Below are 16672 nucleotides of genomic sequence, written 5' to 3' on the forward strand. Positions count from 1 at the left end.
AGGGAGCTTTACCAGGCCGAACTCCAAGGCTGAGTAGGCAAGAAATAACTTCGTGCAAACCTTTGTGTCCTTTGTGGTTAACCACAAAAAAAATGGGGAGCGTTTCCGCTCCCCGAAAGGCTTACAAGTTTTTAGTTTGCTTGCTTAGAAATTCAGTCTCAGAGCAAACTGGATGAACCGCCGCTCGTTGGGTACGCCGGCAGCCGGGTTGACCCCGCGCTTCGCCGTAACCGGGAACATTCCTGCGTTCGGTCCGTTGCCGATATCCAGCGTGCCGCCGCTCTGCACGTAGTAGTTGGAGTGGTTCAGCAGGTTGTAGAACTCGCTGCTGAACTGCAGATTGTAGCGCTCCGTAATCGGGAATGTCTTCCGGACTGCAAAGTTGATGTTGTACCAGCCCGGCGCGCGGAAGGCATTGCGGTGGGTCATGTCGGCCGGGAAGCGGCAGTTCTGTCCGGTCGAGACCGGGTTGCCGGCTGCGTTGTTAACTATGTTGCAGGTCGGTAACTCGCCCGAGCCGACCAGCGGATCAGAGTACTGAACCAGTGGATTGAGGCTCAGACCCGACGGCTGCACCAGGGTAATGTAGGTAAAAGTATTGGGAAGCGGCTTTCCCGTCTTGGGATCAAGAGTAGGTGTGCCGGAGTTACCCGTAAACGGTATGCTTGTCCCCGCCGGGATAAAGAAGCGGGCGAAAACCGTGTCACCCCCAAGGCCGTTCGAGCTGTCGAACACTGTGAACGGGTTGCCGGTGCGGGCGTTGAAGATAGGATCCATCTGCCAGCCATCCAACACCTGCTTGACCCAGCCATGCGTATCCTTGGCATAGGGCAGGTCCCACACCGCGCTGAGGGCAATCCGGTGCCGGGCATCGTAATCGGCATCGCCCTTGTCCAGCGCTGGGTTGAAGGGATTCAGCAGGCCAAGGTTTTCGGTCTGCGGAGTCTCGCTGAAGGTTGAGCTCAGGTTATCAATGGTATGCGAGTAAGTGTAGTTGACGGTAATGTTCATACCCTGGTGGAACAGGTTGCTTGAGGTAAAGCGCGTGTTCAACGAGTTGTAGTAAGAGAACCCGTCAGCGCCGCGGGTATTCATATTTCCGTACTGGCGGTTCAGGCGGTCAAACGGATTACCCACGGCTACATCGGTGCCTTCATACGTCACACCGAACCCCTGTTGGTTGTAGTTCTCAATCGAATACAGGTGAATACCGCGCTGGCCGGAATACTCCAGGGCAAACAGGGAGTTATGCAAGACCTGCCGTTCGACCGAGAGGTTCCAGCTTTCGGTATATGCCGTAGGAATGTCCTGCCGCACGTAACGCAAGCTGGAAGGGGGAAGAGGCTTTGGTGGACCCGAGCCGGCAAATGGCCCCAGGTTGTTCAGACCCGCGAGCGTTAAATAGGGCGCTGCCACTGTACCGCTACCTTGAAAGATGGAGTTAAATTGCGCCGGCGGGTTCTGGATCACGTTGAAGGTAACGTTGCCGAAGTTGCGTTCGTAGGCCAAGCCAAAACCGCCGCGCAGGCTGGTCTTGCCGTCGCCAAACACGTCCCAGGCAAAGCCGACTCGAGGAGCAAAGTTGTGCGGAGAGGCTTTCCACAGGCCGCCCACCGGACTGGCCGGGCTGTTGGGCGTGGCTGCCACGGAGAATACTTGCCCATTGCGGAGCCGGTCAAAGATGGTGTTGCCCGTGCCGAAGACAAAGTTCGAATCCAGGTTCTGGTGGTTGTTGTGTTGCGTCCCGTAGTACTCCCAACGCAGGCCCAGGTTCAGGGTGAACCGGGGAAGAATCTTCCAGGAATCCTGTCCATAGAAAGAAAATTCATTGTAACGGTTACTGCGCGAGAAGCTGGGCTGAGTGGCCGGCAGGTTAAGACTGCACGCGGGAGTGATATTTAGACTACCGGCTGGATCGTTATTTTTGACGCAGGGGAACTTGCCCTGCGGGTTAACCACTACCTGGAACCAACCCGCCTGGGCATTCATCAGGTTATCCAAGCCGGTGGCCAAGCCGCCTTTCGTGCCACCAGATTCCAGTCCCTCCACCGCGTTTTCGTAGGCGCCGAAGGTACGGTTGTCCTGCGCGTATAGATAATCGCCGCCAAAGCGCAGATCGTGGTTGCCCTTGTTGATGCTGACGGATTGCGAAAACTGCGCTATGTGCTGCGGACCGCCAAAGGGAATGGAGTTCCCAGGCGTAGTGCAGGAATAGCCCGGCAGGCAGGTCAGGTTGCCCTTGATGGTGGCCTCTGTGCTGATATTGAAGTAAAGGCTGGGTTGAATCGCCTGTGTGGTGAGAGGCTGCAACAGCTTGATCCGGCTGTAGTTGATCTTCGTATCCGATACGATCTTCGAATTCCAGATATGAGTCAACGAATAGAGGAAGTTCTGGTTCAGCTCGGTTTGGCCGGTGTCAAAACCACTATAAGGGCTATTGTTGACGAAGCCGGCAAACTCACTTTCGTTGAATACAGCGTAACGACCATACATGGTGGTCTTGTCAGACAAATTGAAGTCAATTTTGTTTGACGAGTACCAGGTGTTCTGGGGAGCGCCACCGCCGGAATCGCTGGGGGTTTGGAAGTTGACCAGGTCCATGACCGGCCCGCCGGTTCCGGCGGCCCCGGCATACGCGGTATACGCGGCGCTGCTGGCGCCCGTGGGCACAGCATTTGCCTGTGAAGCGTTCAGCTGCTGCAGAACCGTCAAACCCGGGCGAAAGGCAAAGTTACCGAAATACGCTTTGGTCGCCGCTGAGGTTCCTGCCGCATTTATAAATGCGGGATCGGGAACTGCCTCGATGACGTTTGCCGCGCTGCGCACGCGCAGCCACTCGGTGCTGCTAAAGAAGAACAGCTTGTCTTTCTTGATCGGCCCGCCCACTGAGTATCCAAACTGGTTGCGGGTATACTTCGCCTTGGGAACGCCGTTGGCGTTGCTGTCAAAATCATTCGAAGTAAGCGCCGAGACGCGGTTGAGTTCGTAAACGCTGCCGTGGAAGCGGTTGGTGCCGCCCTTGGTGACCACATTAATCACGCCGCCCGAAGCCCGGCCATATTCTGCCGAGAAGTTGTTACTGGTAAGGCTGAATTCCTCCACCGAATCGAGGGGGACGGTCTGCCCTACTTTCGTGGTGTAAAGGTCTACGTTTTCCACGCCATCCAGAAGAATGTTGGTGCTGGCCGAACGCGCGCCGTTAATAGACACTCCGGCGCCGCGGGTAACTTGGTCAATTCCGCCCGTGCCCGAGGATGAATCCTGGTTCACGTTGCCTAAGGTCTGCACAAAATCATAAGGGTTGCGGGTGAGGCTAGGCAGTTGGGAAACTTGCGTCTGGCTCACAACCTGGTTCAGGGATGAAGTCTGTGTATCAACCTGTGTTTGCGTCGTACCGAGTACCTCTACTGTTTCCCCGGTGGCTTGCGCCGAGAGCGCAACATCAACCGAGGTTTTCACGCCCGGCGAGACCTGAAATTTCTGCTTGAAGTCGCCAAAGCCGGTCTTCGAAACCTTCACATCGTAGGTTCCGGGCGGCAAGCTCGGAATAACGTAGTTGCCCAAATTGTCAGTCGTCGTTGACCGGGCGGCTGATGTATCAACCGAGGTTACCGTAACCGTAGCGCCGGTGACGACTGCTTTTGAGGAATCTGTAACTGTACCGCTGATCGTGCCTGTTTCGAATTGCGCCAATGCGCTGACCGAAAAGGCCATAACCGCCAGCATAGTCAGCACAAACATTGTTGTGTGTCTGAATTGAAGGCTGTTATTAAATTTTTTCCAAAGTGTGGCAAACTTCATGTGCCCCTCCAAGATGATGTTTAAAAATAAGCTTTTTTGATTTGAATCTTACAGAGGACGCTGAAACTCATTGGATCCCCCGTGCCTAATTAAGGAGACGCTTCAACAACCGGCGTCCGAATAGTTTCTACAAGTGCAAACCTAGCCTAACCAAGGAGAGGGAGCAACTGCGATTCCAAACCCTATTACCATGCAAAGTATTGTAAATAAACAACTTGGTAATATTTTTATCAGAAATATCCTCGTTTGTTCTACAGATTCCTGGAATCTCGCCAGGCTGGATTCCAAAATCTGTAGATTTTTGCCCCGTCGAAAAGTCTCGATTTGGAGACATTTTGGAGACATCCCAAAGACATTTTGAGAGACATCTTGATTAACTTGATTAAAATTGAAGATTTCAAGTTCCTCTTAAGCTACAGACGGTGTCTAACTACGATAGAATTTGCCTTAGCTTTTGTTGGAGTCAGAATTGCGCGCAGCATCGGTCAAATCGGAACGCAAGGTGATGCAGGTCCCCCTCCTGGATCTGCGCCGGCAACACCTCCAGGTGCGCGAGGAAATTTTGGGCGCTCTGGAGCGCCTGTGCGATTCGCAGCAGTTCATCCTTGGGGCAGAAGTCGCGCAGTTTGAAAAGGAAGTTTCCGCCTTTATTGGCGTGCAGGAAACCGTGGGCTGCGCCTCGGGCACTGACGCTTTATGGTTGGCGCTTGCGGCTGCGGGCGTGCAGCCCGGCGATTCGGTCATTACTACTCCGTTCAGTTTTTTTGCTACCGCAAGCTCGATTGTTCGCGCTGGGGCGCGTCCTGTGTTTGTGGATATTGACGCGCGCACGCTGAATCTGAATCCTGAGCTGGTGACACAGCACCTCAAGAGTACGCCTAACCTGCGCGCTATCTTGCCTGTGCATCTTTATGGGCAATGCGCCGACATGAACGCTTTGCGCAGCATCGCTGCCGAGCGAAGACTTGCCTTGATCGAGGATGCCGCGCAAGCATTCGGCGCCTCCTGGCGCGGACAACGCGCGGGCTCGTTGGGAGATGCGGCCGCCTTCAGCTTTTATCCGACCAAGAATCTCAGTGCTGCCGGGGACGCCGGCTGCGTTACCACGCATGATTCAAAAATCGCTGAGCGCATGCGCAGCCTGCGCAACCACGGCAGCCGCGAGCGCTATTTCCACGACGAGATCGGATGGAACAGCCGTTTAGACGGCATGCAGGCCGCGGTGCTGCGCGTGAAGATGAAGCACCTGGAAGAGTGGAACCGCCAGCGGCGTGAGCGCGCCAGCACATACGACTCACTGTTTGTCCGCGCAGGTTTTCGCTCGGGCAATAGCAGCAACCCGCAGTCGCCTGTGCAGTTCCTGGAATGCCTCCCGGAAGTGCACCATATTTATCATCAGTACGTCATCCGGGCGCAGCGGCGCGATGAACTTAAGAAATTTTTGGGCGACCGTGGCGTCGGCTCAGAGGTCTATTATCCCCTCTCACTTCACCAGCAGAAATGCTTTGCCTACCTGGGGTATCGTGAAGGCGATCTGCCTGAATCGGAGCGCGCTGCGCGCGAAGTCCTGGCTCTGCCTATATTTCCTGAGATCACGGAAGCCGAACAAACCTACGTGGTCGAGACCATTGCTGAGTTCTATAGCTAGCCCAGCGTTCGCGAAAGAGCGGCTCTCTTGTATTCAAACAAAATGCATGTAGCTCTTGAGTTATTTCCGTTTGTGGCGTGCAGGTTTCTGCGGTTCTTCCCCGGGAGCAAGAATGCGTTTTACGATCACGCCTTTAAGTCTGTATTTTCGTTCTGTGAGACCGCCTGAATCATCCCGCACATGGATGGTAAAGACCGGCAGTGTGCCCTCTGCACCGACATTTTCCTGACCGGCCCGGGCTGGCAACATGCCCTCCAGGTTGCGTTCGCGATAGGCGGTCTCGTAGTGGTGCATCTTCTTGTTCCAGGTAAAAACCCGTATCTGATCGAAGTCAATGAGACTGCCTTCTTTGGATTGGTTCAGCAGCAAGAGATATTGCGGCACCTGCTTGCCGTTGTCATCCACCTGGTTCAGGACGAAGTCAGCGATAATGCGCTGCCCTTCGGCATACTGCGCCACATCCACGGGTACATCCAAATCCAACATGCGGGCCAGGACCCAGCCATAATGCTTCTGCGAACTACGGACCAGCCACCAGTCTTCTAACACCGGCGGGGGTAAAGGAGTGGCGTCCGTGGCCGGCTTGGCTGCGCTCTTCACCGCTTTTTCCGCGGTAGCACGCTTGAGGAGGTCAAGCTTTTCACCTTCCTTCAGCAGGTAAAGGTGCTCGCTGTCGCGGCCGGGGGTGGCGTGCATGTTCAAGTCAGAGCGCGTGACTGCACGGGCCTGGATAGGTGCATTCACATAACCGTTTTCCAGGATTTGGAACCGATTAAAAATCTTTTCGTCGGCGAGATAGCGCTGCTCCACCCAGCCTTCTTCGCCACGGGGCGAACGAACGCGGACAAAGCGCCCATTCTTGGTGCGCTCCAGGACGCTCACCTTCTCACCGTTCTCCACCGTGCCAGTCTTGTTGAAGACGGCCGCCACGCGGTCGCGGAGTGTCACCTGCGCCGCGGCAACATACGCCACCTCGCCAGGCTTAACCGAATTGCGATTGCATCCGGCAATGAGGAGCATGCACGGCAAGAGTGCCGACAGAGCGGCTATTCCGCGCCAACGATTGTGTGAGAAAGAGAACACAGCCAAACAGAACAATATAGCATTCTGCGGGGAATGATTATGAGTAGCAGTTGAGGATCATTTCGAGCAACGTGTCACTGCGTCAGTGACGTCTTTTATTGCCTTCTTCTGATCCGGATCCAAACCTGGCAAACCGATATTGGGGCGGAACACTTCATAGGACTTACGGTAAAACGCGCATGCCTGTCTTCTGTACTCTTGCTTGTTCTCGCCGGTGGCCCCTGACGCTAACCGGTCTTGCGCGGTCGCGATGCCGTTGTAGGCAAAACCGAGATAGCTGCGATTCTGGGTGTCTCCGGCGTCCTTGGCCACGAGAGCAGTCGCAAGGTCAGCTAAAGAACGATAGTACTTAAGCGCTTCGTCATTCTTTCCCATCTTCAAGAGCACATCCGCCACCATCTTTGTGATATAGGCCACACGGCCTTGCAACTCGTGGTTCTCAGGATCGAGTTGCAGCAGCTTGCGGCGAACCTGGAGGGCCTGTTGAAAATTCTGCAAGGCAGCATCCAGTTTTTTTTGGTCCATGTAGTAATAGCCTATCTCGCTCATGTCGAAGCTGGCATCAAGCTGTGCTTGCGCATTGTTGGGATTCGCTTCCGCACGTTTGCTATCCAAGGCCAGGGCAGCCTGGAGATGCTCAATAGCCGGTTGGTCCAGACCTGCTTCCAGTTGATCTGATGCGATGTATTTCTGCGCCAGCGCGGTGTCCCGTTGCAGTTCAAAGCTCTCAGGATGCAGCGCGAGCAGCTTCTCGTATATCTCCAACTCTTGCGTGTGATGAGACACCCGTTCTGCCGAACTTGGCGCCTGTATGGCCATCACATGCAACGCCCTTGCCAGATCCTTTTGCAGGGTTTCATCGTTAGGCCGCTCTTGAACCAACTCCTGGCTGATCTTCAAGGCTTCTCCAGCGGCGCCTTGAGCTTGTGGTGTCCGTAGTTCGTACAAAGAGGCATCGTGCTCATAGCAAGCTGCCAGATTCCGGCGCGCAGTCACATTGAACCGGTCGCGGGCGAGGACGGAATGCAGAAGCGCCTCCGCCTTTTGGTAACTCGCGTTCGCGCCGGCGCGATCACCTAAATTGGCGGTCCCTATGCTGAGCTGGACTTCTCCCAGCCGCATGTATGCCGCGGACAATTCGATCTGCAGGCCAATATCGCCTTCTGCGTCTTTCGCCAATGAGTCCAGGTACTCCGCCGCCCGGGAGATGACCAGCTTGCGGACCGGCGTGGAACCCGGAAGGTCGCGGATGCCGTCATGCACCTCGAAGATCAGCGAGTTGGCCAGCTTGCGCACGTCGTTAAAGCGGCGCTGCGCTCGAGCGCGCTCCACGCGCGCAACGTGCACTTGCCAGGAAACGAGAATTAATCCCGCGACCAACGCCACGAACAAAGCAGAAGAAAGAGCAGTTGCTGCCTTATACCGTGCTACAAATTTTCCAGCGCGGTAGCGAAACGAACCCTCGCGCGCCTGCACGGGCAATCCACCCAGATAGTTCCCGATGTCAGCGGAGAGCTCTTCCGCCGACGCGTATCTCTGCGCTGGCTCCTTGCGCATGGCTTTCAGAACAATGTGGTCGAGGTCGCCGGAGATTGGTTCCAGTCTGCCCGACGCAGTCAGTGTCTTGGCAGCGGCGGTGCTAGCGGTACTCGGTTTCTGCGGTTCGCTCTCGCATACCAGGCGCGCAACTTCTTGCGGAGTCTTCTCTGCAGTCTTGTATGGCTTCTGATACGTCAACAACTCATACAGCAGCACGCCCAACGAGTAGATATCGGTGGCCGTGGTGAGAACTTTGCCTTGGATCTGCTCTGGGCTGGCATACTCGGGGGTCATGGGATTGAGGCTGGTGAGCGTATGCCCTTCAACTCCGGCAGAGCTATCCACAATTTTGGCGATGCCAAAATCCAGCAGCTTGGGAGTGCCGTCTTTCGCAACCAGAATGTTGGAGGGCTTGATGTCGCGATGGACCACCAGGCGCTGATGGGCGTAATGCACGGCGGAGCAGATCTGCCGGAACAGCGTCAGCCGCTGCCTGATAGTCAGGTTGTGGCTCTTGCAGTAATCCGTGATGCGAGCGCCCTCAATGTACTCCATCACGATGTAGGGCTGGCCACTGGCAGTGATTCCGCCGTCGAGCAATCGCGCAATATGAGGATGTTCCAACAGCGCCAGGATCTGGCGCTCGGTACGAAGCCGCTTCAGCAATTCCGGATCGTGCAAACCCGCCCGCACCAGCTTGACCGCGACCACCTGCGTGAATTGCCCATCATCGCGCTCGGCGCGGTAGACCGTTCCCATGCCGCCATCGCCGATGCGCTCCACCAGCTTGTAGGTCCCGATGCGTGTTCCCAGAAAGGTATCTTTAAAAAAACCTTCGGACCCGCCAGGCAAGTCAAACTTGCCCGCCCGCGGCTCGATGCACTTTTCCGCCGCGCGGTAGGCTGCGAGCAGCTCCTCGACTTCTTTTCTGATTTCCGGAGAGTCGGCGCAACACTGCTCCACGTAGGCGGCCTGCCGCTCGGCGGGAAGCTCCAGCGCGGAGGCGAGAATATCTTCCACCGTCTTCCAGTGTGCCGGGTTCACGCTTCCGCCTTCTGCGCCATGTCGCGATAGAGCCAGGCTTTGGCAACAGACCACTCCCGCTTGACTGTGGCCGGCGAGATGCCGAGCACTTCGGCAACTTCGGGAACTGGAAGTCCGACGAAGAAGCGCAGCTCCACGATCTTGCATTTCTTCTCGTCGAAGGAGGCCAAGGCGCTGAGAGATTCGTCGAGGGCCACCAGATTCAGGTCCTCGGAAGCGGAAAGGGTCAGGGCATCATCGAGCAAAACCGGGTCTTTCATCATCCGTCGCTTCTCTGACTGCTTCTGGCGGGCGTGGTCTACCAGAATGCGCCGCATCATCTGGGCGGCAACTCCGAAGAATTGCGAGCGGTTGGCCCACTGGGCGCTACGCTGGTCCACTAACTTCAGATAGGCCTCGTTCACCAGAGCTGTAGGTTGCAGAGTGTGGCCTTCACGCTCGTGGCTCAGGTAGTGCCGGGCCAGGCGGCGCAACTCGTCGTAAACGATAGGCATGAGCTGGTCGAGGGCATCGCGGTCGCCCTGCTGCCAGCGCTGTAGTAAGCCCGTGATTTCATTGGGACTTTCCGCCATGTTTTGAGCCGGGAGTGGCCCGTATTTTAGCACCGATTCTCAAGGTACTTGCTTCCCAATTAAGTCCAGATGCACTATCAGTCATTAGTGAGTCTACGATGCCCTTTCGTTTCGACGTAAGACCGACGAGACGCCTTCGACGAACTTGCTCCCCACAGGTGGTCCACCAGCAATTCCAGGATTTTGGCCCCAGCTTTTGAGCCGCTTTCCACTCCAATTCCGCGTTACTGACTGAGGAGAAAATTTTCCGGCGACTGCATGGAGAGAAACCATTCTTTAGACGCCGCCAGAGGAGAAAACATGATCAACAATCAAAATATCGGAAGTGGTAATTGCCGCCGCGCATCCAGGAGAGCGCTGCGGATCGCCATGCGCACGCTGGCAGCGGCCGCGTGTGCAATGGCGCTCGCGAGCACTGCCTTGGCAGGAACTTTCAAGGTGGCGTTCAATGGCCCGCAGCCGGTGCAGAGCGCAAAGGCTCCGGCTACGGTCATTGACAACCAAAGCATTGTGCCGGTGGTGACGCGCAGCGTGGATGAGGCCGGCAGGCGTCCATTTCAGCAGGAGCTTGCTTGCGACATTGCCGCCGGATCGGACTCCAATAGCTGCACCGCGACATTTGTAGTTCCCACGGGAGAGGAAGTTGTGATCGAGTACGTGAATGTCTACGGCAATTTCATGCAGGGAGCACAGCCAGCTGTCTATCAGTTGTTCACGCTTGTCGGAGGAAATAATGCGCTCTACGAATTCTTTCCCGGACAGCCCTTAGGGTTCGCAGGGCAATTTACGGGAAGCCAAATGGTGCATATCTCCGCCGATCCCGGCTCCACCATTCGGTTCAACGGCTGGCAGACATCGACTGTGGGGAACGGCAGTTTGCACATGATGCTCTCCGGTTACACGGTGAGCCTGCCGTAATTCAGTAATAACGGGGTCAGCACGTTTCGCGCCGTCGCACCTGCCTGTATTCCGGGTGTGCTCAGCGTGGATGCTGCCCCTTCCTTTTCTCTTCTTCTGCCCCTTTGCGATGAAAAAACTTTTCCAATCCATGAGCCGGTTGGTCTCTGCATTCCGCGTTACTGAATGAAGGCAAACAAAAACTGGCAAGTCAAACTGGAGGCCACTATGGTCGGGGCACATCGTCGAGTATTTTTTCTTCTGTTTTTCTTATCCGCGGTCATTCACATCTACGGGCAGCAGCCATTGCAGATGGCCAGCCTGCGGCCTGGGAAGGAGTTAGTCTGGCAGCGTACCTCTCCCAGCGCAGAAAAACCGGACGGACCCGTGCTCTATCAGATCCTGTTCCGCAGCAGCGCCCACATCGGCTCCATTCCCAAAATCGGACCCACCTACACGCTGGTGGATTCCGGGCTCCTGTTCGATAACGGCGGCAACCTGGTCATCGGCGGCCTGACCATCAACGGAACTACTGGAGTGGTGACCTTTCCCACGCAGCAGAGCTCGGGCAACAGCACCCACGATTTCTGGAGCCTGGGCGGGAATACAGGCACTACGCCGGGAGCCAACCGGCTCGGAACCAATGACAATCAGCCCTTCGAGCTGTGGGTTAACGGTAGCCGTGCATTCCGCGTCGAGCCGAAGTTCGATGTCAATGGCAACAGTCCTGCGCCCAACGTAATTGGCGGCTTTAGCGGCAACACGGTCACGAATAGCGATATCGGCTTCGGCGCCACTATCGCCGGCGGAGGCGAGAGTGGCTTTGTCAACACGGTGAACGGACCCTTTGGCACGGTGGGCGGAGGCGAGGGCAACACCGCCGGCTTCAGTGACACAGTGAGTGGAGGCCTTAGCAACACCGCCGGCGGTAGCTACTCCGCCGTGGCTGGAGGCCGTAGCAACACCGCCGGTGGAAAACTTTCCTTCATCGCCGGCGGGCAAAACAACACCACCGGCTTCAACACCGGGGGGACTGCTGCCTATGGCGCCTTTGCCGCTGGGCAGTACGCAAGTGCGGATTGGGACGGATGCTTCGTCTGGGGCGACAATTCAACTACAACACCCACCACCTGTGGAGCAGCCAACCGCTTTGTGGTGCGGGCAGCCAACGGCGCGCAATTTTCCAACGGGGTGAACGTTGATACCAGCGGCGCCGACGGCGGAGCATTTAGTAATGCCGCGAACCTGCTGGTCTTTGGCGGCGTTTCCGGCGAAGCCATTGGATCGCAGCGCGCCAGCGGTCCGGGCACCAACCAGTACGGTTTGGATTTCTATACCAACGGTTTCGATCGCATGTTCATTGACCTGAACGGCACCGTGCACGTGGTCGGTAACCTCACCAAGGGCGGCGGCTCGTTCCAGATTGATCATCCCCTCGACCCGGCCAACAAATATCTTTCGCACTCCTTCGTCGAGTCGCCGGACATGATGAACATCTACAACGGCAACATCACCACCGACGCGCGCGGCAACGCCACCGTGGCGCTGCCCGACTGGTTCGAAGCCCTCAACCAGGACTTCCGCTATCAGTTGACGGTCATCGGAGAGTTTGCGCAGGCCATCATCGCGCGCGAGGTCCAACACAACCGCTTCGCCATCAGGACCAACCGGCCGCATGTAAAGGTGAGCTGGCAGGTGACCGGCATCCGGCACGATGCCTACGCCAACGCCCACCGCATTCAGGTGGAGGAGGACAAAGGCGACAAGCGCGGCACCTATCTGCATCCGGAGTTGTTCAAAACTTCCGCCGTGGCAGCAGGAGGAAGGCCGTAGGTTGAATTTTCCGCTGCGTGGGTGGCGCTTTGGGTAGAACTCCCTGACATTGCAATTCTGTCCGAAGCATTGTCGAGGTCCCTCTCTCCGCGCCATGCCGATGCGTTGCGCTCAGCGTCTTTGCGGCGCTCGGCTCGAGATGACAGTTGGTATACCGTCGCCACTCGACACGATTGCCCACATCTCCCTCAACGAAAAATCAAAAAAAACTTTCCTAGCCGTGAGCCCGTTTGTCTCTGGGTTTCGCGTTACTGAGTGAAGGCAAAAATCTTAAACCAGGCTCCCAGGATGGAGGCTTGCCCGTTTCCCTGTTCGGGTACGTGCAGGCGCTGCAATCAACCTGGAATTCAGAAGAGCAAGAGGAGAAATATGAGACGTAAAAATTCTTACATCAACCGCGCACCGTCGACAGAATTTAGCGCAAGCGCGCGTCGGCCAACACTCGGATGGAGCGCATCGCCGCTCTGGATTGTCACAGTATGCCTCGCCGCCGTCGCCATTTTGGGCCTGGCCGGCGCGGTTGTGCCGGCATACGCGGGAACGATCAACGTAAATTCCACGTTACAGCGGGGCAGCGGAACAACCGGCGTCTGCACCATCGGCGCGGCGATCATCGCCGCTAATACCAACGCAAATGTGGATGGTTGCACCGGCGCCACGGCGTCTCCGAACACGATCATGGTCCCCGCTGGAACATACACGCTTACCGTAGTGGACAACAATTTCGGCCTCCCTTTCGGCCTGCCCGGAATTCAGAGCGATATCACCATCACGGGCCTGCTTGCCCCTGACGTGCCCGCGGGGGCGATCATTGAGCGTTCCCTCGCCAACGGGACACCCAACTTTGGAATTTTTGATAACCGCCAGAACACTGGCCATCTGACGCTCAACAATCTCACGATTAGGAATGGCCACCAGGCCAGTGACGGCGCCGCCATCTTCAACAACGGCGGCCCCACGTCTGGAGGCCCTGCCGCATTGACCGTGAACAATTGCACCTTTGCCAACAATGTATCCACGGCTGCCGGCGTCTTAGGCGGTGGTGGTGCGGTTGGCGGAGGCGGAACCTTTAGCGGCGTCACCTTTACGAATAACAGCGCCACCGCTGGCGGGGCGGTGGAGGGAACCTCGGTTGTCACCAATAGCTTCTTCAGCAACAACAGTGCGGGGGGGGGCGGAGGCGGCGCCCTGCACTGTGTCCAGGGCGGGTGCAGCCTGACGATTTCCGACAGCACCTTCATGAACAACAGCGAAAGCGGTAACGGTGGCGGGGCGGTCCGCTCCGTCGGAGGCTCCATTACGCGCAGCGCATTCATCGGAAACATGAATACGAACGTGAATGCCAGTGGCGGCGCAGCGGGGGTGTTCGGCGGCACAATCACCGACTCACTCTTCATGAACAACAGCAGCTCCGGCGATGGCGGGGCTGTTGATATAGGGAACAACGCGGTCACGATATCAGGCAGCACCTTCCAGGGAAATACGGCGAATGGAAGAGGCGGGGCACTGCTCGGCGGGGTTGGAACCATCATCAACTCCACGTTCTCGGGCAACACAGCGGCAGTAGATGGCGGCGCTATCCAATCCCAGAACGGGCTCACGCTCAACAACGTCACCATCACGAATAACACTGCGACAAACGGAGTGGGCGGCGGAATTGCCGGGGGCGCAGACATCATCCGGAACTCCATCATCGCGGGAAATACGAACGGATCTGGAACCACACCAGACTGCAGCGGCAGCTTGACTTCACAGGGCCACAACATCATTGGCGCATCTGATAGCTGCACCATCAATGCCGTCAATAGCGACTTTACCGGAACTCTCTCCCTTCCCGTTGATCCTGTCGTGGGCGTCCTAGCCGCTAACAGCGGCAAGACGGTTGGATCCGGTGGAAACACATCTGTGATTCCCACAGCAGCCCTGCTCAAGGGCAGCCCGGCGCTTGACTTCGGCAGTCCGGCTGCGCCAGGCAGCGGCGGCACAGCCTGCGAAGCGACCGACGAACGCGGTGTCAACCGGCCTATCGGCCCTGCTTGCGACAGCGGGGCTTATGAAGCTCAATCCGGCGGGGAGACTTCAACCTATGACCTTTCCGTCACCAATACTCCATCGTCGGCCACCATTACCCTGGGCAGCAACCTCACCTACACAATAAAAGTCTCCAATTCTCCATCTGATACTGCCATGGGCCCTTCCCTAACCGGTGCAATCAACCCCTCTAATTTCGTTTCTATCTCTGCCCCTGGATGGGGGTGCAAGACACCATTAGTTGGCGCCACAGGAGGCTTCATTTGCGTACGCGGGAGCCTGGCCAGCAACAGCAGTTCGACCATCTCACTCGTAGTAACGCCCACGGCGGTTGGTTCGCTCTCCAACACCGCTACTATCACCAGCACCGGCAATGACACTAACCCGGCCAACGACTCAGCAACCGCGACGGTCAACGTCGTAGGCCAGGCCGCCGATATGGCCGTGACCATGACGGCTTCCGCCAGCACCGTTCTGGTGGGGAACAACGTTACCTACACCGCAACGGTGAAGAACAATGGTCCGGGTCCCGCGACTAACGTGGCGCTAACTTACACCCTTCCCGCCAACGTTACCCTCTTCGCCGCGAACATCCCTGCTGGGGTCTCATGCAATCTTCCCGCTGCAACAATCATTTGCACCCTGGGCAGTCCCCTCTCCAGCGGAGCCAGTTTCACCATTGCCTTTATTCTGATCCCACAGGCAGGCGCGGTACCCTCCATCACCAACACGATGACCGTCAGCGCTACGGAACCGGACCCCGACAACACCAACAACTCAGCATCGGTTACGACGACGGTAACTCCCGTAGCCGATCTCGCCGTAACTAAAACCAGCTCACCCACTTCGGTGCCCATCGGCGGCAACATAACTTACACGATCAAGGTCACGAACAATGGTCCTTCGCCGGCAAATGGCGTGACAGCTACAGACACGCTTCCACCTGCTATTGCTTTCGTCTTTGTCTCCGCCAGCGCCAGCCAGGGGAGCTGCCCGCCTCCGGCATCGGGAAAGATCGTCTGCGCCGTGGGCACCCTGGCCAGTGGCGCCAGCGCTACGGCGACGGTTGTAATCACGCCCAGCGCGGCTGCTATGCCTTCGATTACCAACTCGGTGAATGTGACCTCAAACCAGTTTGACCCGAACCTAAGCAACAACTCGGCGAGTGCGACCACTACCGTAACTCCTCTGACTGCGAGCGATTTCTCTCTGGCAATATCGCCGGTCAGCGCCAGTGTCCAGGCAGGCGGCACTGCTACCTACACCATCACTGTGACCCCGAGCGGAGGATTCACCGGCAACATATCGCTGGCCTGCAGCGGTGCGCCGGCGCTCACAAATTGCTCCATCACACCCAGCACGCTGGCAATAACCAATGCCAACCCTGTTACAGCAACAATGACCCTTCAAACTTCGGCCCCGGTTGTGACCGCTGGGATTACGCCAGCGCCGGGAGGATGGCGAGGCCGTCCGAACTTAGGGAGAGAGGCCGGTCTCGCATACTTCCTGGGGTCGCTGGTTTCTATTTTCGTCGCCTGCCGCTTGTCCCAGCGCAGAAAAGTGGCAGTGCCGGCCTTTGTGGTTCTCGCGCTGTTGCTCGTGTTCTCGTCAGGCTGCGGAGGTAGTGCGCACCACGCCGGCACGACGGGCGGCACGCCCTCCGGCACGTATCAAATCACAGTCACCGCCACCTCCGGCATGTTGAGCCATAGCGGCTCAGTAGCCCTGACGGTGCAATAAGAAGCCAAAAATGAGAACACGAAAATTTAATCAGGAGATTTTTATGAAGCTACAACATCGGACCCTCAATTTCTTATCGCCAATCCTGTTCCTGCTGCTGGGAACAATCTTGCCGCCGGCGCAGGCACAACAGCTCACGCTGGGAAGGATTCCCAAAGTCGCGCCAACCTCTCCTCGCTTGCCGCTCGCCGATTCGCTGATCTCGGAAGAGGAACTGGGATTGCTGGAGCAATGACAGTTTGGCTGATACAGACCCTGTCGAACTGTCAGAAAATAGAGGCGGAGCTATAATCGCTCGTGTTATGTCGCGAAGGTTCTCATTAGCGATAATCGTGTTAGGCGCCCTAATCTGCGCGATACCTTATGCCTCTGCGCAGATCATTGAGGATCGCGAGTATCGCGGAAAGAAAATTATGTGCATGCTGAGCGGCCTCAGGGGTTGGGGAAGTCCCTGCGGAACCGACGGCAACTACGCGTACATATT

9 protein-coding genes are annotated in these 16672 nt (G+C 57.0%); 5 read left to right on the forward strand and 4 right to left on the reverse strand.

Annotation, left to right across the window (positions count from 1 at the left end; genetic code table 11):
- Nucleotides 1-144 precede the first annotated feature (144 nt).
- The gene (locus tag VK738_13955; GenBank protein ID HTD23758.1) at nucleotides 145-3801 is read right to left on the reverse strand and encodes a carboxypeptidase regulatory-like domain-containing protein; all 3657 of its coding nucleotides are present in this window, start codon (nucleotides 3799-3801) and stop codon (nucleotides 145-147) included.
- 469 nt (nucleotides 3802-4270) lie between these two features.
- Between VK738_13955 and VK738_13960 the strand changes: the two genes are divergently transcribed.
- The gene (locus VK738_13960) at nucleotides 4271-5449 is read left to right on the forward strand and encodes a DegT/DnrJ/EryC1/StrS family aminotransferase (protein HTD23759.1); all 1179 of its coding nucleotides are present in this window, start codon (nucleotides 4271-4273) and stop codon (nucleotides 5447-5449) included.
- Nucleotides 5450-5509: 60 nt separating this feature from the next.
- Here the strand turns inward: VK738_13960 and VK738_13965 are convergent, their stop codons facing one another.
- From VK738_13965 to VK738_13975, 3 genes are all read right to left on the reverse strand, one after another.
- Nucleotides 5510-6469: an SH3 domain-containing protein gene (locus tag VK738_13965; GenBank protein HTD23760.1), complete on the reverse strand. Its 960-nt coding sequence runs from the start codon at nucleotides 6467-6469 to the stop codon at nucleotides 5510-5512.
- A gap of 120 nt (nucleotides 6470-6589) precedes the next feature.
- Nucleotides 6590-9115: a protein kinase gene (locus VK738_13970; protein HTD23761.1), complete on the reverse strand. Its 2526-nt coding sequence runs from the start codon at nucleotides 9113-9115 to the stop codon at nucleotides 6590-6592.
- Nucleotides 9112-9687, reverse strand: coding sequence for a sigma-70 family RNA polymerase sigma factor (locus tag VK738_13975; protein ID HTD23762.1), 576 nt, complete (start codon nucleotides 9685-9687; stop codon nucleotides 9112-9114). Before VK738_13975 ends, VK738_13970 begins: the two co-directional genes overlap by 4 nt.
- 300 nt (nucleotides 9688-9987) lie before the next feature.
- On the opposite strand from VK738_13975, the gene VK738_13980 reads away from it, so the two are divergent.
- The 4 genes from VK738_13980 (at nucleotide 9988) to VK738_13995 (ending at nucleotide 16423) form a co-directional block, all read left to right on the forward strand.
- Complete coding sequence (locus VK738_13980; GenBank protein ID HTD23763.1) at nucleotides 9988-10605, forward strand: hypothetical protein; 618 nt, start codon at nucleotides 9988-9990, stop codon at nucleotides 10603-10605.
- A gap of 165 nt (nucleotides 10606-10770) precedes the next feature.
- Entirely contained in the window at nucleotides 10771-12417 is a 1647-nt protein-coding gene (locus tag VK738_13985) for a hypothetical protein (GenBank protein HTD23764.1), read from the forward strand.
- 369 nt (nucleotides 12418-12786) lie between these two features.
- On the forward strand, nucleotides 12787-16188 hold the full coding sequence (locus VK738_13990) for a DUF11 domain-containing protein (GenBank protein ID HTD23765.1): 3402 nt from the start codon (nucleotides 12787-12789) through the stop codon (nucleotides 16186-16188).
- 43 nt (nucleotides 16189-16231) lie between these two features.
- Entirely contained in the window at nucleotides 16232-16423 is a 192-nt protein-coding gene (locus VK738_13995; protein ID HTD23766.1) for a hypothetical protein, read from the forward strand.
- The last annotated feature ends 249 nt before the right edge of the window (nucleotides 16424-16672 follow it).

Source organism: Terriglobales bacterium, assembly GCA_035487355.1.
In the GTDB taxonomy this organism is placed as follows: domain Bacteria; phylum Acidobacteriota; class Terriglobia; order Terriglobales; family Acidobacteriaceae; genus QIAW01.